Annotated in this window: 16 protein-coding genes; 4 read left to right on the top strand and 12 right to left on the bottom strand. The window is 55.7% G+C overall.

The annotated features are described in order from the left end of the window. Window positions 1-26: 26 nt before the first annotated feature. On the top strand, window positions 27-521 hold the full coding sequence (locus TURPA_RS19650) for a hypothetical protein (protein ID WP_014805018.1): 495 nt from the start codon (window positions 27-29) through the stop codon (window positions 519-521). Window positions 522-553: 32 nt separating this feature from the next. On the opposite strand, the gene trxA is transcribed toward TURPA_RS19650, so the two are convergent. Further along, entirely contained in the window at window positions 554-871 is a 318-nt protein-coding gene (trxA, locus tag TURPA_RS19655) for a thioredoxin (protein ID WP_014805019.1), read from the bottom strand. Window positions 872-1,020: 149 nt separating this feature from the next. Between trxA and TURPA_RS22350 the strand changes: the two genes are divergently transcribed. Beyond that, a complete protein-coding gene (locus TURPA_RS22350; RefSeq protein WP_014805020.1) occupies window positions 1,021-1,914 on the top strand; it encodes a M23 family metallopeptidase in 894 nt (297 codons plus the stop codon). Further along, window positions 1,911-2,771 carry a prephenate dehydrogenase gene (locus TURPA_RS22355; RefSeq protein WP_014805021.1) on the top strand — a complete coding sequence of 287 codons (861 nt, stop codon included), beginning with the start codon at window positions 1,911-1,913 and terminating at the stop codon, window positions 2,769-2,771. Before TURPA_RS22350 ends, TURPA_RS22355 begins: the two co-directional genes overlap by 4 nt. Here the strand turns inward: TURPA_RS22355 and TURPA_RS19670 are convergent. The 4 genes from TURPA_RS19670 to TURPA_RS22360 form a co-directional block, all read right to left on the bottom strand. Beyond that, entirely contained in the window at window positions 2,758-3,117 is a 360-nt protein-coding gene (locus TURPA_RS19670; RefSeq protein WP_014805022.1) for a hypothetical protein, read from the bottom strand. The two genes, TURPA_RS22355 and TURPA_RS19670, sit on opposite strands and share 14 nt — an antisense overlap. After that, window positions 3,098-5,134, bottom strand: coding sequence for a flagellar assembly protein A (locus tag TURPA_RS19675; RefSeq protein ID WP_014805023.1), 2,037 nt, complete (start codon window positions 5,132-5,134; stop codon window positions 3,098-3,100). The genes TURPA_RS19670 and TURPA_RS19675 overlap by 20 nt, the downstream gene beginning before the upstream one ends. A gap of 7 nt (window positions 5,135-5,141) precedes the next feature. Further along, window positions 5,142-7,646, bottom strand: coding sequence for a tetratricopeptide repeat protein (locus tag TURPA_RS24195; protein ID WP_014805024.1), 2,505 nt, complete (start codon window positions 7,644-7,646; stop codon window positions 5,142-5,144). Window positions 7,647-7,710: 64 nt separating this feature from the next. Further along, complete coding sequence (locus TURPA_RS22360; RefSeq protein WP_014805025.1) at window positions 7,711-8,133, bottom strand: cytochrome c maturation protein CcmE domain-containing protein; 423 nt, start codon at window positions 8,131-8,133, stop codon at window positions 7,711-7,713. 88 nt (window positions 8,134-8,221) lie between these two features. Between TURPA_RS22360 and TURPA_RS19690 the strand changes: the two genes are divergently transcribed. Beyond that, entirely contained in the window at window positions 8,222-9,781 is a 1,560-nt protein-coding gene (locus TURPA_RS19690; RefSeq protein WP_014805026.1) for a cellulose synthase family protein, read from the top strand. Here the strand turns inward: TURPA_RS19690 and TURPA_RS19695 are convergent. The 7 genes from TURPA_RS19695 to gcvPB form a co-directional block, all read right to left on the bottom strand. After that, a complete protein-coding gene (locus TURPA_RS19695) occupies window positions 9,752-10,549 on the bottom strand; it encodes a prepilin peptidase (RefSeq protein ID WP_014805027.1) in 798 nt (265 codons plus the stop codon). The two genes, TURPA_RS19690 and TURPA_RS19695, sit on opposite strands and share 30 nt — an antisense overlap. A 2-nt stretch (window positions 10,550-10,551) precedes the next feature. Next, window positions 10,552-12,738, bottom strand: a complete 2,187-nt coding sequence (locus TURPA_RS19700) for a hypothetical protein (RefSeq protein ID WP_014805028.1) — start codon at window positions 12,736-12,738, stop codon at window positions 10,552-10,554. Between the two features lie 35 nt (window positions 12,739-12,773). Further along, window positions 12,774-13,550 (bottom strand): tetratricopeptide repeat protein, encoded by a 777-nt coding sequence (locus TURPA_RS19705; protein ID WP_014805029.1) that lies wholly within the window; start codon window positions 13,548-13,550, stop codon window positions 12,774-12,776. 52 nt (window positions 13,551-13,602) lie between these two features. Beyond that, window positions 13,603-15,177 carry a FecR domain-containing protein gene (locus TURPA_RS19710; RefSeq protein WP_014805030.1) on the bottom strand — a complete coding sequence of 525 codons (1,575 nt, stop codon included), beginning with the start codon at window positions 15,175-15,177 and terminating at the stop codon, window positions 13,603-13,605. Between the two features lie 17 nt (window positions 15,178-15,194). Then, on the bottom strand, window positions 15,195-17,027 hold the full coding sequence (locus TURPA_RS19715; protein ID WP_014805031.1) for an adenylate/guanylate cyclase domain-containing protein: 1,833 nt from the start codon (window positions 17,025-17,027) through the stop codon (window positions 15,195-15,197). A gap of 19 nt (window positions 17,028-17,046) precedes the next feature. Then, entirely contained in the window at window positions 17,047-18,348 is a 1,302-nt protein-coding gene (nuoF, locus tag TURPA_RS19720) for an NADH-quinone oxidoreductase subunit NuoF (RefSeq protein ID WP_014805032.1), read from the bottom strand. An 83-nt stretch (window positions 18,349-18,431) separates the two neighbouring features. After that, the gene (gene gcvPB, locus TURPA_RS19725; protein ID WP_014805033.1) at window positions 18,432-19,883 is read right to left on the bottom strand and encodes an aminomethyl-transferring glycine dehydrogenase subunit GcvPB; all 1,452 of its coding nucleotides are present in this window, start codon (window positions 19,881-19,883) and stop codon (window positions 18,432-18,434) included. Window positions 19,884-19,905: the final 22 nt, after the last annotated feature.

Genomic DNA, 19,905 nt, shown 5'->3' on the forward strand with positions numbered 1-19,905 from the left:
GGCGGCGTTGACCGCAGCGGCAGAAAATGGTTACTTACCTGAAATACATCCGCATTGCGCTTCTTTCGGCGGGCCTCATTGCCGTGCGCCCGGCGCCTGCAAACGACGTCGTCGGCACGCTACTCAAAGATACAGTGGCTACTTTTTCTGATTCGTATGACCTGATTTATTATTCGGTGAAATCTGCGCTCGTGCGCGATCTGAAGGCGCAGAAGGCCACGATCAATGAGACGACCGCGGTCACGAACGAGCGCATCGAGACTTATCTCGAATCGCGCGGCATTACGGTTCGCCGCGACCGCCAGCCGATTCAGCGCAAAGAATTTGCGCGTTTGGTGATGCAGCGATTCGAGCTGCCGCTCGGTGTCTTCACAAAGGTTTTCGGCACTGCAGGCTGGTATTACCGCGACGCAGTGCGCGCGGGCCTTTTTTCTGAAAATGAAGCGGGCGACGAGACTATGTCAACCCGCGAGATGTTGTCGGTATTTTCGCGCGCCGAATCTTTAAGCCGGCAAAAGTAATGCCCGCTGGCGGTCCGCGAGGCTGATCTGCTTTAGGTGTGTTTTCCCAGAATTGTTTTGTAGTGCTCTTTTGGTGCTGCGCCCACGGTACGGTCGACCATTTCGCCATTCTTGAACACCATCAAAGTCGGAATGCTGGTAATGCCAAACTTCATCGCCGTGTCGGGGTTTTCGTCGACGTTCATTTTGACAATCGACACTTTTTCGCCCATTTCTTTCTGCAGGTCTTCTAACACCGGAGCGACCATTCGGCAAGGCCCGCACCACGGAGCCCAGAAGTCTACCATGACAACACCGCTGCCGGTTTTGCTGGTGAAATTCTGATCTGTGATTTCTTGTACGAGGCCCATGCTTTCTCCTGTAGGTTATTGACGCCACGCTCCCTGAATCTGAACCCAAAGCGGCCGTTAGCAGTTAATAACTTGACGTTTCGTTTTCTTAACCGCAGTATACTAAATCGAACTTGTGACAGCAAATTATTTTCCGGTGCCCGAATTTCATGGCTTTGCGTAAGAATTCTGAAGACCAGCGCGCACGCAGAGTGCGCCTTGATACGCGTGCTTTTACCCTGGCAGTCATACCGGCGCATGGCGGCTTCAAGCGCGAATGGCGCATCGCCTACTCTGCCGTCTTTTTTCTGCTCGCTGCGCTTCTGACCGTCGCCGCACTGATCGCTTTTTCTCTGTGGCAACGAGCACCGTTAGAAGAAGATAAACGCGTTTCGGCAGAGCTTGCCTCGGCGTGGCTCGCACGGTGGGAGATTCTCGAAAACGGCAAATACCGCATTACCGAGAACCTCGACGAACTGCAAAAAATCGGCGACGACTATTACCGCACGATCTTCGGGGCAAAACCCGACCTCGGCGAAATTGAGCAGACCGATTCGACCATGCAGCAGAGCGCGAAAATTCTGCCGCTGATGAGCGTCATGCGCATCATCACCGCGCGTGAAGAAGCCTACGCGAGCATGCCGCTCGGCATCGCCGTGCGCTCGAACCAGATCACTTCTCTCTATGGCCGGCGGGTCGACCCCTTTGGCCTCGAGACAAACTTTCACACCGGTATCGACTTCGCCGGCGGTGTGGGAGCTCCCATTTACGCGACGGCCGACGGTGTGATTGCTTCTGCCGCCGACGAAGGTACGAGCGGGCTCGGCAAAAATGTGCGTATTCTGCACAAGTTTGGCCTCATCACGGTCTATGCGCACATGAACGACATCTCGGTGCGCAAAGACCAGAAAGTCAAGCGGGGTGACCTGATCGGCTTTGTCGGCACTACCGGTCGTTCTACGGGGCCTCACCTGCATTATGAGGTGCGCGTGCGCAGCCTTGAACCCGACAATTATTACGAGCTGACGTACAATCCGATGCCGTTTATCCGAGAAAAGTTATGAGAATCTTTATTCAGGGTATGGGGCTGATCGGCGCGTCGATGGCGCTGCGCCTCAAAGAACTTGGCCACGAAGTGGCGGGTTCGGTGCGCAGTGAAAAAAGCCGCGACGTACTTAAGTCCCTCGGGCTTCAGAACATTGCGCTGGCTGATGAATTCAGTGCGAAGCTGCTCGAAGGCCGCGACCTGTTGGTGCTGGGGCTGAATATTTCTGACTGCCTGCCGGCAATCGACGCCGCAATGGCGACTGCGTCTTTGCGAAAATCGCTGCTCGTGACTGACCTCTGCTCAACCAAAGAACAGATCTGCGACTATGTCGCTGCCCATCACCCCTACATGCGCTTTGTCGGCTCGCACCCGATGGCAGGCAAAGAAATACAGGGCCCCGCGGCGGCCGAAGCGAGCCTGTTCACCGACTGCACGGTATTTATCACTCCGGCCAGGGCAGACGCGCCCACGCAGGCAAACGATGTCAAGACAGTGACAGATTTATGGCGAGAGATTGGGGCGAAGACCTGTACAATCGCACCCGACGAACACGACCGCCGCATGGCATACGTCAGCCACGGGCTGCATCTCGCGGCCTGCCTGATCGCACGCCTCAGCGGTGCGGCTGCCGGCAGCGCAGACTTGCCCACACCTGCCGCGGGCAGCTACCGCGACATGACGCGCATCGCGCTGAGTTCGGGCGCGATGTGGCAAGACATAGTCACCAGCAACCAGAAAAATGTAGCCGAATGGCTGCGCGCCCTCGCTGCAGAGAGTACTGCGCTTGCCGCTACCCTCGACGCAGGCAATGCCGACATCGTGACGCTTTTCAGCGAAGCCGCTTCAGCCCGTGCCAAAGTTATGCGTACGTAGAAAATCCGCCTTGTTCGGCTTCGCCAGCAGCTGCCGCCGCGGGTTCGTCAGAAGCCTCTGAAGCATTGCCCGGTCGAACGCTTTGCTGCTGCTGCTTTCTTTTCTGGCGCTTCTGCGAATCAGACAGATCGTAATCAGGTGGTTCGTATGCATCTTCGGCAAACAGATCTTGGTGCAGCATTGTGCCCTCGGGGGCAGACACACGCTGGTCCCGGGCGAGTTGCTCTTTCGCAGAATCCTGATTTTGCAGCTGGTTCAATACCTGAGGTTTATCGAGACGCACCGCTTCGCTGCGGGCCGCTTCGTAACTGTTCTGAATGCCGACGTTAAGATCGAGTGGTTTCACCGTAGCGTCCTTTACGCCTGTTTTTCTGAAAGTGTTTATCGTCGTCACCGGGCTGCACGTAGGCCACGATGTTGATGCGGCCCTGCTCTTCGACGAATGTCACATTATTATACTCGTCTTGCACCGAGAACGTCGCACCGTTGATCTCAATGGTCACACCCGGGAACACCGTCTTTTCGACGTGAACGGCGCCCGATGACGTTTCTTCTTTCATGAAAGTCTCAATGTTTTCTTTTTCGGCGAGGGCTTCGCGCAATCGCTCTTCGAGTTTGTCTTTGAACGCGTTGGTTTTGACGAGCTGCTCTTCTTTGGCATCGCTGAAAGCATCGGGCGCTGCGGCCTTCTGCTGCTGCAGGGTCTTCAGGTTAATTTCTGCCTGTGCAATTTTTTCACGCAGCTGCTTTTCAATTTGCGCGATCTGCTTCATCTGCTGCATCGCGCGCGGGTTAACGCCGGCGAGCACGTGCGTCGGTGTTGCAGCCATCGCGCCGAGCGATTTGACGCGCACAACGCCGCCGCAGATGATTTCGCCACCGACGAGCTGCGCGCGTTTGCCGTTGCAGACCACATTGCCGCCCGCATAAACCTTCGAGTGCATAATATTCTCACCCATCACGACATCGCCTTCGGCCATGCACGTCGCATTCTGCAAGAATTTGCCGAAGACTGAACCGGCTGTCGATTCGACCTGCGCATCGTCACGGCCGATAATACCCTGGCGCACGATGATATCGCCTTCTGCTTCGACGAACGCCTTCTGTATCGTGCCGGCGACTTCGATTCCCCCGGCGGCTTTCACATGCATATTGTCTTCAATACTGCCGGTGACGAGAATCGAACCCAGAAACGTAATATTACCGGTGCCGATGCCGACATCGCCGTTGATGGTGAACATGTCATGAACGCTGAGAATGCCACCGCGGTAGAGCACCTGCCCGTTCTTCTCAGCGAGCAACTTCTTGCCGTCGTCTGAAAGCATCGTGCCTGGGCCCGGTCTCATCGTCACCGGGTTACCGTTCTTCGCCGGCATCAGCTTGTTGAAAAGATCGCGCCCCTCGGTGCCACGCTGCGCCGGCACGAGTTCTGCGAGCACCTGCCCTTGCACCACGTTCTCAACCAGATCGCGCTGCAAGAAGTCCACGCGGCCCGATTCGTCTTCTTTGAATTCAACTTTTTTGTCGATGCGGATTTTATAATCGATGTAACCGTCGCGGCCGTGTTGTGGGGCTTTGCCCTCTGCCACGACAACCGGCGTCGAATAGACCTCTTCTTCGAGCGCCTTTTCGATCATCTGTTCTCGAAAGCCAAATTGCACGCCATTTGCCTTGAGAGCCTGCATGACATCGGCAACCTGCAAATGCCGGCCACCCGGCCTCGGCCGCGTCATCGTCATCGTCGCGCGCATGTGATCGGCTGATATTTCAACCTGTAGCTGCGAATCGGCGTCGGGTTTCGGCGTCCATTCTGCGATCTTGATCTGTTTGCCCGACTTGGCCTTGATTTCGTTTTCGACCCTGCCTTTGTCAAAGGCGTTGACCCCCGCGACGCGCAGCCTCTCGAGCGCCTGCGCCATGGTGACTGCCTGCCCTTCGCCCACCGGGGGCCGCACGATGATATAAACCCCGGTACGGTAGATGCGCACCAGAATTTTACCTTCGGCGTTAATTGCGATCGGTGTATCGTCGGCGAGCGCCGTCTGCGCGATCGCTCCCGAAAGCGAGACATTCATGTCTTCGAGATCGCTGAAACGTGTATCTTCTTTGGCGGGAAAAACATGCACGCGGTATGGCAGACGGCGCAGCCCCCAAAGCTGCGAGCCGCCCTTGTTGAGTATCTTGTAGTCGAGCTGAATCGGGTCGCGCTGCATCTCAATCGCGGCGAGTTTCATCGCCTGCTGCACTGAGTCGGCGACGACGATTACCTCGCGGGGGGGCTTGTTCGCTTCTGCTGTGCGCAGGTCTTCTTCGTTCTCGAGAGCGAGAATAATTTTGCGCAGGTGGTCTGATGCAGTTGCCATGAATTCTCTATTCTGCTTTCTGCTTTTCGATCAGCTTCACGATACCCTTATATTCGGCAGCCTTCTCTGAATCGGGATAATACTTCAGCAGTTTGTTAAACTGCTCCAGCGCTTTGTCTTTGTCACGCATTTTACGGTAATAGAGATACCCCAGCCTCTCGAGCGCTACACGGTCTTTGGGGTTTTCGTTCAGAAACTGCTGGTAGACCTTTGCTGCCTTCTCGTTCTGCTGCGTTTCTTCGTAGCTGCCGGCAAGCGGCAGCGCAACCTCTTTGCTGTTGCTTTTGAGCCTCGCGGCCTCGAAATATTCGATCGCGTTCTGGTGCTTCTTCTGTTTGTAGAGTACATTCGCAAGATTCAGGTTGGCTTCAAGCGAATCGGCTTCGAGCGCCTGCGCCTTGCGGTAAGCCATTTCAGCCTGATCATACTTTTGCGCCTTCGCCGCTACCCGGCCGAGGTTCAGCCAGCCCTTAAAATAACCAGGATTCTTCTGCACAGAAGCCCGGTATTGTTTTTCGGCGCCGGCGAGCTCGCCACTGTCTTCGAGCAGCTTACCGTACGTATAGTGCAGGTCGGCGGGCGAATCGTCGCGTATCACCTTCGACAAGACCTGGTCGGCTCCGGCGGGGTCGCCGAGTTTGTGGTAAGACAGCGCCAGGTTAAAGGCAGCCTCATAGTGCTGCGGCTTTTCTTTCAAGACGCGCTGAAAGGCTTCTTTCGATTCGGCGTATTTCTTCTGTTTTAGCAATATCTCGCCGCGTTGGTAATCCACATCGCTGCCATTGCCGCTTTTTGCCAGTGCAGCGAGCGCTTCATCGTACTGACCCTTCTTCTTGAAGATAATCGCACGGTTAAACTCGGCCTGCGTCAGCTTGGGGTCAGCAGCGCTTGCCCCCTGATACGAAGCGAGAGCTTCGCTGGTCTTGCCCTGTTTTTCTTGCGCGAGGCCCTGCGAATAACGCGCGGGTGCAAACGCGCCGTCAGATTTCACCGAAGCTGCAAAATGGCGCTCGGCCTCGGCGTATTTCTGCGCCTGGTAGAGAAGCCTGCCCAGATAATAATTGCCCTTTGCATGCGTCGGGTCTTGCGCGAGTAACCGGCGGTATTCGGCTATGGCCGCTTCATTCTTGCCCTGAGCCTCGAGTGCACGGCCGAGAAAATACCGCGCGTCTGCATTCTCAGGGTCTTTCTCAAGGGCCTTGCGAAACTGCGCCTCGGCGGCTCCATAATCTTTTTCAGCAAAAGCCTTTTTGCCGGCTTCGATCGCTGCAGCGGCATTGCCATCGGAGGATTTCTTGCCGTTCTTGTTGCCCGCACCACTCTCGAGACTTTCGCCCTGAGTGCTCTCACCTTTGCCGCCGCCCGCTGCATTCTTGTCGCTGCCTGCTGAGCCGCCGGCTTCACCCGCTGCACCTGTTGAATTGCCTGAGCCGCCACCCGGCTGGCCGTTTGTACCATCAGCTCCGGTACCGCCGTTACCACCAGTTGTGCCCGATTTACCGTCAGCACCCGCTGATTTATTCTCTGCCGCCTTCAGCTCGTTGTAGAGAGCAGTGTAGCGCGAGCGCAGCGCGGCGTTCGAGCCATCGCGCTTCAGTGCTTCACGGTAGAGTTCGAGCGCCCGGCGCTTGTTACCTGCAGCAAGTTCGGCGTCACCCATTGCAGCCAGTATGCGTGCATCGTTAGGGGCATCTGCGTGCGCACGTTGCAGCTCTGCGAGATAACCTTTTTCATCGCCGAGCTTTCGCAAAAGTTTCGCATATTCGTAACGCAGAGCACCGTTTTTCGGGTCGAGAGCCAACGCGCGCTCATAGGCCTCTTTGGCTTTTGTCAGGTCACCGATGCGGTTATAACCGCGCGCCAGGTTACGAAAGGCAATCGCACTCGTGGGGTTGCGGCGCACGCCCATTTTCAACCATTCCATCGCCGCTTTTTTCTTGCCTTTTTTGAATTCCTGATTCGCGAGCAGCGCGTAAGTCTCGGGATCTTTTTCATCGAGTTTCAACGCCTTGAGGTATTCGAGGCGGGCCTTGTCCCCTTTCTTCTGCGCCTCGAATACCTGCCCCTTGCGCTTCAAGGGCGCAGTCTTGGTAGGGTCGGCTGCGGCGGCGAGCTCAGCGTAACGCAACGACTTTTCCAGAGCTTCAGGTGTACCCATCGCCTGGTAGATTTTGGAAAGCAGCAGGTACTGTTCGGCGAGAAACGCTGCGGATGCATTTTGCCCTTTGCCGAGTTCGACGGCCGATAACGCGTGCTTTTCTGCATCGTTATATTTCTTGAGCTCAAAGTAGACTTTTGCGAGCTCGCCGTGTGTCTTGTAGTCTTTCGGGTCGAGGCGCAGCAGCTCAAGCAGCGACTCTACCTTGATATCGCGCTCATCGCGAATCGCTGCCGGGTCAAAGCCGTCGAGCGCGGTACGCGAATTCAGAGTAAAATACGCCGCGACTACAAGCCCCGCGAGAATACCCAAGGCGACTATAGTCTTCAGCCGTCTGTGCGGAGCTTCGATCATACCCGATTATCGGGATATTTTCCATAAGGTAAAACGGGTTTTTCGCAGGGCGCCGTGGGGCCAATCAGTAGGTCTTGGCCTTTTCGCCGCCAGCGGCTTCATAGCGTGAAGCGCACTTGGCCATAACCTTGTGCGAGGTAAAAGTCTTGTGCTGTGCATCATAGACCCCCTCAACACCTGCATCCGCACCATCTTGAAACGTGTCGGGAAGAAGGGTTTTGCCCGAGTGCTCGACTTTGAGCTCGCGGCCCGAATCGACCAGCACAAAGCGGGCCTTAACGCCCTCACGCTCGATGCTGCCCTCTTTGACTTTGCCATACAGAGTCAAGTTGCGGCGCAGAATCTTGTCGCCGCCGGGTTTGCCCATCTCGGCCTCAAATTCGTGCAGTTTCAGGTGCACCTGCGCGGCATTCGAGCTCGACGTGAAAACGAGAATCACCAGCGCGGCGGCAGCTAGGCTGAAAAAGAGTGCCAATTTTACACGCATATTACATAGTAATAAAATCCCATTGCGACGGCAACTTCTCTTATCGATGAATTGACGGTGTGTCTCGATTTTGCGCAATGCACTATCCATGGACGCTCTGTTTGTCATCAGCCTCATCATCTATATTCTTGATATCATCGTGCTCTTCTATTACGGCATACACTGCTTTGTCATGGTGCGCCTCTTCTTCAAGTACCGCAAGAACTGCGAGACCGATGCCGGTCGTCTCGAAGAGCTGAAAGCCAAAATGAAAGTCTGGCCCCGGGTCACGATTCAGCTACCGATGTTCAACGAATATTACGTGGCCGAGCGCCTTATCGATACCACGATGAAGGTGCGTTACCCCAAGAACAAACTGGAAGTTCAGGTACTCGACGATTCAACCGATGAAACGACCGACCTGGTGCGCAAGAAAGTTGCGGCTTACAGAAAGAAAGGTTACGACATTAAACTCATTCACCGCGTGAACCGCCAGGGCCACAAGGCCGGTGCGCTCAAAGAAGCGCAAGAGGTGGCGAAGGGCGAATTTGTGGCAATCTTCGATGCGGATTTTATGCCTGCTGAAGACTTTCTCGAAAAGACGGTACCCTACTTCTACGAAGCTGATGACATCGGCATGGTGCAGACCCGTTGGGGCCACATCAATGCCGACTACAGCATTCTGACCAAAGGCCAGAGCCTCGGCATCGACGGCCACTTCACCATTGAACAGATCGCGCGCGGCGGCTCAGGCTTATGGATGAACTTCAACGGAACAGCCGGCATCTGGCGCAAGACCTGCATCTACGACGCAGGCAACTGGTCGGCCGACACCCTGACCGAAGACTTCGACCTCTCGTACCGCGCCGAACTCAAGGGCTGGCGCTTCAAATACATCGTCGACGTCGTGAACCCCGCAGAGCTGCCCGCCACCGTCACGGCTTATAAGTCGCAGCAGTTTCGCTGGTGCAAGGGGTCAATTCAGACAACTGTCAAACTCGCACCGACAATCTTTCGCACCGACCTCAGCTGGCCGGTAAAGCTCGAAGCGCTGACACACCTCACGAACTATATGGTGCACCCGCTGATGGTGATCAACATTCTCGCGACGCTGCCGGTGCTCTATTTCAGCGAACGCCTTGGTAACTTATCTGATGCCGTGATCGGTATCTCTGCCGTTTTCTTTTCACTCGGTACCTTTGGCCCGATTGCAATGTACCTCGTTTCACAAAAAGTTCTCTACAATCGCTGGGCCAACCGCCTCGCGTGGATGCCGATTCTCACCATGATCGGTACCGGTATCGCGGTCTCAAACACACGCGCTGTGTGGCAGGCTTTGACTGGTAAGAAATCCGCATTTATTCGCACCCCGAAACTGCGCATCGAAGGCCAGAAAGATAAGGTGGCCGAGCGCATGAAATATGCGGCGCACGTGAAACTCGACAAAACACCGTTTCTCGAATTCTTTATGGGTGTATACGCGCTCGTGATTATCTACACTGCTTTCAACTTCAACCGCACCATGTTCGTGCCTTTCATGGTCATGTATGCCTGCGGTTTCTTCTACATCAGCTTTGCCTCATTCTTTGAAAACTTCAAAGAGATGCGCGCCAAAAAGCAGTTCGCTATGGCTTCGGCTCTATCGGTAGTCGCGCAGAAGGCTGAGTAACAAGTAACCAGCGCCCAGAAAGACGCCGAATGGAATCTGCGTCTCAGAGGGTGCATAGATCAGCACCGAATAGCGCCTGAGCAAATAGAAGCCGATAGCGAGCATCGCAGCAAAACCTGGAAGGTAGAGCGCCAGCGGGTGGCCGAGTAAAAACCCGAGCGCCAGCACCAGCCGCACATCGGCAAGCCCCATTTTGTAGCCCGAAGCAATTCGGAGCAGATGAAACAGTGCATACCAGACAAACGCGACTGAAAGATCGAGGCCGAGGTCGATACTCTCAAAGCGATACCACTGCGGATATCGAATGAGCAGCAGGCCGACGAGCCCGGTGATGAGTAACCCCAGAATTGCCTCGGTCGGTATCAGCAACACCCGGTAATCGGTGGCGATGACGACCCAAATCAGCGCGTAGACGATGGTCGCGAGCACAAACTCGGCAGGTGCCAGCTCTTTGAGGCCGAGCGTAAGCCCGTAAACTGCCGCCAGCGCTTCAAAGACCGGAAACCGCCACGAAATCGGCCGCGTGCAGCGTTCGCACCGCCCTTTGACCAGAAAGAAGCCGACGACCGGTACGAGGCCCCTGATACTCACCGGCGCTGAGCAGGCCTCGCAGCGCGAGCTGCCCCCCAGCACGAACCTGTACTTGTCAGCCACCTGCTTGCGGCGCGGCGAATAGAACGCTTCGTAGATACGCCACGCAAGGGCATCGCAGAATGAATGCCACACTGCAAAGAACACCGCCGCGGCCACAGGCATCAGAACAGCCATAACTAATTCTGCCGCGTCACCAGATATTTTTGCAGGTATTCAGTGATATCTTTGATATTGCGGTCTACCATGTGCCTGAATTCAGTCGGTATCTGCTGCTCGCGAATGACCCTGTAATAGTTCAGCGCGCGCGTGATCTGCTTGCGGCGAATAAACTGGTGCGCCTTGACGAGCATCGGCTTGTACTTGTAATATGCGTATTCAAAGATGCCATTATCTTTCGCTAGGCGATAAGCGTGCGGTATTTTGGTGAAATCATAGGTCAGCGTTAAGAAGGGTGTGTCTTCCTGGTCGGGAGTTTTGAGTTCGAGTACGCCACGAATTTCCTGAACTTTGTTCTCTTCTTCTTTATCTTCGCCGCCGCCCTCATCACCCTCGCCTGCATCGGGAGCCATCGCCTGCCCGTCGGGCGACATCTCGGGTATTTTCGGCGGTTCCATCACGCCATCGGGTAAAGGTTCATCTTCTGCGCCTGCTGCGTCGGGTGCCCCCGCAGCTTCGGCTTCAGGTGCACCCTCTGGTTCTGGAGCCGCTGCTGCCTCGCCGTCTTCGGCCAAGGGCGGCGGCGGAGCATTTTCTTCGAGCGCATCCGCGCGCCGGTCTTTACCGCTGCGCCGGTCGGGAGCGCCTTCGCCCCGCGGGTCAGGTGCACCCTTGCGGCGATCTTCATCGGCGCGCCGCTCTTCAGCTTCAGCGTCCCCGCCTTCGTCGCCGTCGCCTGCGCCGGCACCGCCCTCATCATCTTCGATTGCACCCGCAGCGGCAGCGTCGTCTTTCTTTTCTTTGACAACGCTCTGTATCAGTTCTTTTTGTTGTTCAAAAATTGCCTTAGCGATCTCAAAGAAACCCTTGTCGAGATTGATGGTGATATTCTTTGCCTCAACGGGCATCTCAGACACGCTCAGCTGCGGAGGCTTCATGTCTTGCCATGGGTTTCGCATCCACGGTGCAATCGGCATGAAGCTGCCCCAGTCATGTGACTTGCGGTAATTGTCGAGCGCGTCGAGGTTCGCCCTGATCTTGCGCTTCGCCTCGGCATCGGTAATTTTCTGCAGCAGGCGCTCGTAGATGATGCGCGTCAGCTGCAGTTCACCTTCGCCGATAAAAAGTTCAGCGTTCTTGAGGTTGCGGGTAAAGTGCGAAAGCTCGCCGGCAGGCGGAGCTATATCTTCGGCAAGGTAGGGCAGCTGAAAGGGGCCTGGCACGACCGAAACGCTGCCGTCGGCATTGATGCGCACATCGCGCGCGGGTAAATCGAGCGGCAGTTCACGCGGCCAGAACACATCGCGCGCAGCCTCTTTGGGTTGCGGCGCCGCGGCTTGCGGTACCGGCGGCGACTCTACAGCGACGCCGCCTGCCGTTGACTGCGGCGCTGCCGCCGGGCCGTCGACGGGCACGTGGTGGCTAATGAGCGGCGGCGTGAATGCTTGGGCAGCAGGCGTCGGCTCAACCTGAATATTGCGGATAAAATTTCCCGCATCGAGCTGCACGTGCAGATTCTTCAGGTTGTCGGTGATGCGCCCAATCGTGTCGGCAAAGTCTTCGAGCGGCGAGCGCGCAGCGTCGGCAGTCTCTTCAACGACTGCCTGCGGTTGTGGCTCTGCCACGGTTTCGGCGACCTGCTGCAGCGGCTCTGCATGCTCATGACCAAAAGCCGAATGCAGGCCTTCAGCGTGTTCGCCTTCGGCCAGCGCCCACCACGGAAACAATGTGCGGTTGTGTAATTCTTGTTCGTGGTCGCTGAGACCCTGCGTATCGTCGCCAGGCGTATTGGATTGGGATACCCCCCCCTGCTCGTGGCTGCCACCTGCCGCGCCTGATTCGCCCGACCCGCCGCCGCTGATTTTGCGAATGAACTGCTGCGCGCGTTCGCGCAGGCTTCGCTTTGGCGCCGGTGCGGACAAAACTGGTGAAACGGGGGCTTTGCCAAGGCCTGCACCCGAGAGCAGCTTCAGCGCGCGGTCGCGCAGCGAAATTTTGGGCGGCGGGGCAGCATGGCTAGACGACATCGCCTCAAGCCGGGCGTACTGAGCTTCGAGGTCAATTTTGTCGGCAAGCGCGCTCGTGCGCTCGCCGAATGAACCGCTCAGCCAGCCAACCGAACGCTTTTCTTCAGGTATCTTTTCAGGCTTCGCCGGGGTATTGCGCGTTTTGCCGGTCTTTTTGAGTGATTTTTCGAGCAACCCCACGAGGTTATTATCGGCTGCTTACCGGGCTGAACTTGTCAGCCCTTCAGCTGGTTTTCGAGCCTTTTGACGCGCTCACGCGCCTGTTCGGTGGTTAATCCCTCTTGTTTGAGCATCTGCTCGTACCGGGTTTTGAACTGGGCTGAATCTTGAGTTTTCTTGAGCTTTTCGCTCGTCGCCCAGAGAAAGAAGACAACGTCTGCGTCTTTGTTATTGAGAGACCGCGCAAACTCAAAATTTTCGAATGCCTGCTTATAGTCTTTGAGCCCGCTGAAATAGATCTGGCCGGTCACCGAATAGGCGTTCGCATTGCGGTTGTCGACGGCGATCGCCTTTTGCGCAGTTTCAAGCGCCTGCTTGTAATCGTGACGGTAGTAATGGTATTTCGCCATCTCTTCGATGCCGATCGAAAAGTTGGGGTTTTGCTCATACACTTTCTTAAACCAGCTATTGGCTTCGTCGAGCAGGGCCTCGTCGCCTTTGCCCTTGTCGTCGAGAGTAAACTCGTATTTCTTGAGGCTAATTACCCCCATATTGAATTGCGCGTTTATGTACGTCGGCTCGACAGCGAGCGACTTCTTGTAATAACCTTCGGCTTCGGCAATGTTCTGCTCGCCGAGAAGAAATACGTTACCGAGTTCTTTGTAGACTTCGGCCGTGGCTTTCTTTTCAGCCGCGGCGAAGAGCGCGTGTTTGGCTTCACCCCATTTCTGCGCCCGACGCAGATCCATACCGGTTTTCAGTAGCTCTTCGTAACCTTTGCCGCAACCCATGGCGGTAAGCGCTGCCAGCAGCAGCAGAATCATTGCTCTCATAAGCACCGCTCGCATCGATGCAGAGAGAGTCAATCAAAAACAGAGACTATTCTTATTCGGCCTGGACCGACTTGACCTTCGGCGGCGGAGGCAGGCGTTTACGCTTCACCGTTACCGATTTCAGAGTCGATGAGGCCAGTGGCCTGGTTCCGTTCGCGGGTAAGACATCGACACGGTAGAAGAATTCACCTTCAGGCAGGGCAACGGACGCGCTGCCTTTTCCTTGCACGGTTTGGGTCTTTAGGTCTTCGGTCAGTCTTTCATCGCTCGCAACGCGCAACCGATAACGGTAATTTTTATTCACGGGCGACCAGCTGGCGCTGAAACGGCCACTTTTCGCATCGGGTTCAAGGTTCAGGGTGCTGGCTCCCCGCGCGGTTATTTTTGCAGCCGCTGAGGATTTTTCGCTCTGCTGTTTTTTCGCGGCTGCTTCGTCTGCCGCCTTTTTCTTCGCGGCCTTCTCTGCGTTCATTTTGGCGTCTGCCGCATCGCTTTCTGCCAGAAGTTCACCTTTATCAGAAACCGTGAACGATGATTGCAGCGCCGCAGACTTGTTGCCGGCAGGGTAAACCCGCCAGTAATATTTACCCGGTTTCAGATTCTTGACGTTCAGCGACTGCCCGCTGGAATCATTCGATTGCACCAGCGAGGCAAATCCACTGTCTTGTGAGACATCGACATGCACGGGCCCCGATGAGCGCCACGCTAGGCGGAGAGATTCGGCATTGTTGGCAGTGACGACCTGACCGGGTGCCGGCGAGATCAGAGCGAAACTTTGCTGCGGCCGCATGCGAAACGCGCCCCCCGAAGAAGTGATGACACCACCTTTAGTGCGGCAACTGACCCGCCACTGATAACTGCCGTCGCTCAGCTTTTCGCTGTGCGAGCCACCATTGACGGTGATCGTGCGCCGCGGCTTACCAGGCGCATTCAAGAGAATGGCGCACGACTCGGCATCGGCCGGCGCGTTAAAACTGAACTCCACCGGTTTGGCGGGGTCGTCGAGCACGGCACCCACCGCCGGAGCTTTGAGCACAATTGAGGTCTTTTCTTTCGTGACACCTTTCTGTGAAACATTGCCGATTTCGCCGGCGGCCACTGTGGTTTTCTGATCACGGTTTTTGACGGTCGCGCTGCCCTCTTTGACGTCAACCGACAAGCCGTTACCATCGCTCGTAATTTGCGCGTTTGCCTTGTCGAGATCGATTTTCGTGCCGTCTGCGGCAGTGATCGATGCACCCTTTGCAGTGCGTGAATCTGCACGAATGGTACCATCACGGAGCGTGAGCCCAACGCCGTCGCGCGTTTCGTCGATTTCGACCATACTTTCAGGGTCCATGTCGACTTTCATGCCGTTGTTGAGCGTGATGCGCGCGTCAGATTTGTCTTTCGTCATCACCCAGTCATACGCATAGATCGGCGAACGCGATTCGACGTCTTCCCAGATCATGCGGTCTGAATACTTTCTCTGTACCTGGTGGTATTTGTATTCCACTTCACCGACCGGTTTTGCTTCGCCGCGCGAACCAAAACGGTTGCGCCAATGGCAGTGCATGAGGTAGCTCAGCAGCGCAATCAAAATCAGCAGAATTGCAGTAACGACTTTGTCGCGCCGGCTTAGTTTCATGTTATATCCTTCTTTGACTATTTCGCAACATTCTTCTGCGGATAAAGGCCCGTGAATTTGTGCAGCTCTGCCAGGGTCTTGGGCGCTTTGGTGTCGCCGGCCTTACCCATCACCGCATAAACGCGTTGGGCTTCGGCCTTGCCCTTCACCTTAATTTTGTGCAGCTGAATGCAGGTAAATTTCTTCTTGAGAAGATCGTACGTGTTCTGCGTGATCAGAATATCAGTGCCGAAGGCTTTATTGAGCCCTTCCATACGCGAGGCGAGGTTAACCGTATCACCGATCACCGTATATTCAAGGCGGTCGAGGCTGCCGATCTGCCCGGCAAGCACCTCACCGGTGTTGAGGCCCATGCCGATACGAATGACGGGCTTTGCGCGGCTGCCACGGCCCTGGTTAAACTTATGCAATGCCTGGCGCATTTCGAGCGCGGCGAGAACCGCATTTTCGGCGTCGTTGGGTTTCGTCACGGGCGCACCCCAGATAGCCATGATCGCATCGCCGATGAATTTATCGACAACCCCGCCGTGGCGGTGAACGATTTCAACCATGAGCGTCATGTACTCATTCAAGAAACCCACCACTTCGAGCGGTGTCATCTTCTCAGAAATTGACGTGAAAGAGCGAATATCAGAAAAGAAAACCGTGGCAATCTTGCTCTCGCCGCCGAGCGCGAGGTCACCTTTCATGACCATCTTCGCGACCTCTTCGTTGACGAACTTGCCGAATGCACCCTTGAGGTTTTCGCGCTCGCGCAGACCGTCTGACATTTCATTGAATGCCTGCGTCAGCTCGCCCACTTCGTCGCGCGAAGTTTTCTCCATATGTACGTCGTAGTTGCCGCCGCGAATACGCTGCGTCGCGCCGACGAGCGCCTTCAAGGGGTCTGAGATCGTGCGCGAAAAGAAGTAAATCGACAAAATCGCGATCATGAGAATCAGCAGCGCAATCAGAATAATCGTGATACGCGCCCAACGCACAGCCTCGAACGCAATATCTTCGTTCACGGTCGTGATGACCGCCGCACCGCCGAATGCCAGCTTACGGTAGCTGCCATACTCCGTGATTTCGTCTATTGAATAGCGCTGCACGCCGGTCGCGACGTTCTGGGCAAATTTTTTGAAGGCAACATCGACTGCCGGGTGGTTCGCCATCTCTTGCGCCGCCTTGTATTTGCGGTTATCAGAGTGTGCGACAAGTTTCTTGCCAGAGTCGACCATCATGGCGGCGTAAAGCGATGACGAGGTACCTTTAGACTTCAATGCGCCGAAAAGAGCGGTCAGCGAATCGCCGTTCATGATCGCAGCGATCGCGCGGTCGCTGCCCTTCTCGTTGAATGGTACCGCGTAGAGCCACACGCTCTGCCGTGAAAACGGAAGCGATCTGATGATCGCTTGCCCCTGGCGCACAGCCTTCGCGTCGGCATCGGTGAACCTGAGCAGCGATTTCATCTGTTCGGGCGTCACGTTCAGCCGCGCAAGTTTGTCTTCACGGTAATATGACTTACCCGCCCCACCGGTCAGCGATTCAAAATCGGCGACGAGCAAGAAGTCACTCGAATCTTTGAAATACGCATTCATGACGGCTGAGCCCTCGCGCGACAGGGTGCTGAGAAGTCTCAGCTGGTCACCCTGGCTGCGCAGCTCCGCTTCGATTTTGTCAGAAAGCATCTTCGCGTTATTGCCGTTGTTGAGCTTAATCAGCTCAGACATATTCGTCTGAAATAGGTTCAGAGAAATGCCGGTAAAGAGCAGAATACTTAGCAAGATGATCAGCGAAATAATCGCGATGAGCTTCGCCCTGATCGTGGTGAATAGCTGCGCGTAGGCGTTTCGTAGTCGGTTCAGCATGGTATCTCCCTTTTGGCGGCTATGACCTTAACCTGGTAACAAAGTCTTGTCTGAATTTCTTCAGTATCGGCGTAACGCCCATAACGACGGCATCAGAAAACGGGCAGATCGTCGTGCCATTACCCATGTTGCCTGCAAAACTCAGCAGTGTGTCGATGTCGCCCTCTTCGGCATGTTTGTCGCGCAGGCGGTGCACGACGTCGCCGACCCAGCGTGAACCTTCGCGGCAGGGCGTGCACTGGCCGCAGCTTTCATGGCTGTAGAAATGTGCCACGCGGTGCGTGAGCTCAACCATGTCGGTTGTGTCGTCGAGAAACATGAGGCCGCCCGAGCCCAGAAATGTGCCCATTGCTGCCATGCCTTCATAATCGAGTATTGCCTTAGCGGCCTCTTCGGCGGTCAAGATAGGCGTCGAACTGCCGCCCGGAATAACTGCTTTCAGGCTTCGCCCCGGTCTTAAGCCGCCGGCGATTTCCATAACTTCGGCGAGTGGCAGCCCCAGAGGCACTTCGTAAATGCCGGGGTTCTGCACATGGCCTGAAATAGAAAAGATTTTTGTGCCGCCCGATTTTTCATTGCCTTTGCAGAGTTTCGAATAGGTCTCAGCGCCGAGACGAAAAACTGCAGGCACCGTCGCAAATGTCTCAACGTTGTTCACGACGGTAGGTGAGGCATAAAGCCCCTTGAACGCGGGAAAAGGCGGTTTGAGGCGCGGGTGGCCGCGTTTGCCTTCAAGGCTTTCGAGCAGCGCAGTCTCTTCGCCACAGATATATGCACCTGCACCGCGATACGTCGCGAGGTGAAACTTGCGACCAGTACCGAGTATGTTGTCGCCGAGATAACCCGCGGCATACGCTTCGGTAAGCGCGGCTTCTAACCTTTCCCAGCCGCGATAGAATTCGCCGCGTACATAGATATAACCCTGTTCGCTGTTGAGCGCGAGTGCCGCGATGATCATGCCCTCGATGATAGAATGCGGTATCTCTTCGATCATGAACCGGTCTTTGAACGTGCCGGGCTCAGACTCGTCGGCGTTACAAACGACGTACTTGGGTTCAGGGCCGTCTTTCGGTACAAACGACCATTTCATTCCCGTTGCAAACCCCGCGCCACCGCGGCCGCGCAGGTTCGACTTCTTGACCTCTTCGATAATTGCGTTCGGGTTCCACTGCTCTTTTTCAGTGACAAGCAGCCGCTTCAGCTGCGCATAACCACCCTGCTCTTCGTATACCTTACGCGTGTGGGAGTTCTCAAGATGAAAATAGTTCAGCACAACGCGGTGCTCTTTGCTGTGGGGCGGGCGCGATTTCGCAGGATGCATTGAAGTTCATGCGTCAAACGCTAAGGGCGGCGTAAATCAAAACACGAATAAACCTGCGCGTGCGCCTGTAAGCGCACCCGCGCTCACCAATGCCAGGTTAGCTGCGGATTGCGTGCTGCACCGGTTTCGTCGATGCCGGTAACAAAAGTCTGCTGCGCACCGTGGTCATGCTTCGTGGGGTTCTGGTAAATCTCATGCACCGCGTCGATGAACGTATCCATCTCTTCTTTTGATTCGGTTTCGGTGGGTTCAACCATGATCGCACCATTCACATTGAGGGGAAAATAAATCGTGGGTGCATAAAAGCCATAGTCAAGCAGCGCCTTTGCCAGATTTGCGGTGGTTAATCCTACTTTTTGCAGGCCATCTTGACTGAAGACCACCTCGTGCATCGAAGGGCTGGGCGAAGCGAGAGTCAGAATATCTTCAAGCCGCGCGCGCATATAGTTCGCGTTCATAACCGCCGTCTCGGCGATTTCATGCGTGCTCGCACCCCATGATTTCATGTATGTCCAGGCGCGCAGAATATTGCCAAACTGCCCATACCATGCCTTGACGAGGCCGATAGAATCTGCGGGGTCAAAAAACTCATAACCCGCCGCAGGGTTGCCGGCAGTTTTCATGCGCACCTGCTCGAGCGGCAGAAAAGGCATCATGCGCGCTGAACAGCCGAGTGCGCCCTGCCCCGGCCCGCCGCCACCATGAGGAGTGCTGAATGTCTTGTGCAAGTTCAGCTGCGTCAGGTCTGCGCCCATCGCCGTGAAAGATATTTTGCCGACGAGCGCATTCAGGTTCGCACCGTCGATATAGAGCAGCGCCCCGACTTTGTCGAGCATCGCCTTGATCTTCAGAATGTCCGTTTCAAAGATGCCCATCGTGTTGGGATTCGTGATCATCAGCGCGGCGACGTCGGTGCTCAGCAATTTCTCAAGCTCTTCGAGGTTCGTGAGCCCGTTCTCTCGCGCGCCGACTTTAACCGTCTGAAAGCCCGCCATTGCGGCTGACGCGGGGTTGGTGCCGTGCGCACTTTCAGGTATAATGATCGTCGTGCGTTTTTCGCCTTTGCTCAGAAAATATTTGCGGATCATCAGCGTGCCGATGAGTTCGCCGTGCGCTCCCGCGGCCGGCTGAATCGTCACCCCCGGCAGATCGAGCAGATTACGCAGCATCTCTTCGGTTTCGAAAATAATGCGCAGCACTGCCTGACTGTATTCAATCGGCAGCGACGGGTGAATGTGTTTCAGAGAATCGTCGCCGGCGACGCGCTCGTTGATGAGCGGGTTATATTTCATGGTGCATGAGCCGAGCGGGTAGAGGCCGTCATCCCATGAGTAGTTGCTTTTCGCGAGGCGGTGAAAGTGGCGCATCAGCTCAACTTCAGAAAGTACCGGAAACGGTTTTTCGGGAGAGCGGGCTTTTCTGAGCAGCGGGTTTTGTGCACCGGAGAAATCCGCAGCGGCCTGCTCTTGCCGTGGGTATGCGCTGAGCAACCGTTCTTTTCTGACAGTTTGGCGGGTGGTATGAGCGAGACTCATCGTGATAACTCCTTCAATGGCC

This window comes from Turneriella parva DSM 21527 (genome assembly GCF_000266885.1).
Taxonomy (GTDB): domain Bacteria; phylum Spirochaetota; class Leptospiria; order Turneriellales; family Turneriellaceae; genus Turneriella; species Turneriella parva.

Bases quoted from the DNA above. Each gene is read 5' to 3' on its own strand.
- TURPA_RS19705 (WP_014805029.1), bottom strand. From the start codon at position 13,550: ATGAGAGCAATGATTCTGCTGCTGCTGGCAGCGCTTACCGCCATGGGT.
- TURPA_RS24195 (WP_014805024.1), bottom strand. From the start codon at position 7,646: ATGATCGAAGCTCCGCACAGACGGCTGAAGACTATAGTCGCCTTGGGT.
- TURPA_RS22360 (WP_014805025.1), bottom strand. From the start codon at position 8,133: ATGCGTGTAAAATTGGCACTCTTTTTCAGCCTAGCTGCCGCCGCGCTG.
- TURPA_RS19710 (WP_014805030.1), bottom strand. From the start codon at position 15,177: ATGAAACTAAGCCGGCGCGACAAAGTCGTTACTGCAATTCTGCTGATT.
- nuoF (WP_014805032.1), bottom strand. From the start codon at position 18,348: ATGCATCCTGCGAAATCGCGCCCGCCCCACAGCAAAGAGCACCGCGTT.
- TURPA_RS22350 (WP_014805020.1), top strand. From the start codon at position 1,021: ATGGCTTTGCGTAAGAATTCTGAAGACCAGCGCGCACGCAGAGTGCGC.
- TURPA_RS19690 (WP_014805026.1), top strand. From the start codon at position 8,222: ATGGACGCTCTGTTTGTCATCAGCCTCATCATCTATATTCTTGATATC.
- TURPA_RS22355 (WP_014805021.1), top strand. From the start codon at position 1,911: ATGAGAATCTTTATTCAGGGTATGGGGCTGATCGGCGCGTCGATGGCG.
- trxA (WP_014805019.1), bottom strand. From the start codon at position 871: ATGGGCCTCGTACAAGAAATCACAGATCAGAATTTCACCAGCAAAACC.
- gcvPB (WP_014805033.1), bottom strand. From the start codon at position 19,883: ATGAGTCTCGCTCATACCACCCGCCAAACTGTCAGAAAAGAACGGTTG.
- TURPA_RS19675 (WP_014805023.1), bottom strand. From the start codon at position 5,134: ATGGCAACTGCATCAGACCACCTGCGCAAAATTATTCTCGCTCTCGAG.
- TURPA_RS19695 (WP_014805027.1), bottom strand. From the start codon at position 10,549: ATGGCTGTTCTGATGCCTGTGGCCGCGGCGGTGTTCTTTGCAGTGTGG.
- TURPA_RS19650 (WP_014805018.1), top strand. From the start codon at position 27: ATGGTTACTTACCTGAAATACATCCGCATTGCGCTTCTTTCGGCGGGC.
- TURPA_RS19715 (WP_014805031.1), bottom strand. From the start codon at position 17,027: ATGCTGAACCGACTACGAAACGCCTACGCGCAGCTATTCACCACGATC.